This is a genomic window from Burkholderia sp. Bp8998, from assembly GCF_003854235.1.
Lineage (GTDB): Bacteria > Pseudomonadota > Gammaproteobacteria > Burkholderiales > Burkholderiaceae > Burkholderia.
Genome location: NZ_QTQF01000177.1, coordinates 1 through 394, shown reverse-complemented (window position 1 = coordinate 394; position 394 = coordinate 1). Strand labels below are relative to the sequence as shown.

1 protein-coding gene is annotated in these 394 nt (G+C 65.2%); it reads left to right on the top strand.

All coding sequences use genetic code 11. The annotated features are described in order from the left end of the window. Positions 1–394 (top strand): contractile injection system protein, VgrG/Pvc8 family (locus DIE06_RS38045; protein WP_260433921.1); only part of this gene is annotated, 394 nt, incomplete at both ends.

Here is a 394-nt window from a genome sequence, read left to right as displayed (position 1 = left end):
CGGCGCGCGAACGGGAAAGGGAATCTGCGCGGTCTGACGGTCGGATACACCTTTACGTTGACCGGCTATCCGCAGCAGGCCGCGAATCGCGAATACCTCGTTGTATCGTGCGCGCTCGACATTGAGGAGGTCGCGGGGCGGACCGGCGGCGCGCAGACCTATCGCGTTGACGCACAGTTCGAACTGCTGCCGACGAACGAACCGTTCCGTCTGGAGCGCAGCGTTCGCAAGCCCGTCATGAGCGGACCGGAGAAGGCCATCGTCGTCGGTCCCGCCGAGCAGGAAATCTGGACGGACCAATACGGTCGGGTCAAGGCGCAGTTCCAGTGGGACCGGCAGGGCCGGCACGATGAGCATTCGGGCATCTGGCTGCGCGTGCTGTCGCCGTGGCAAG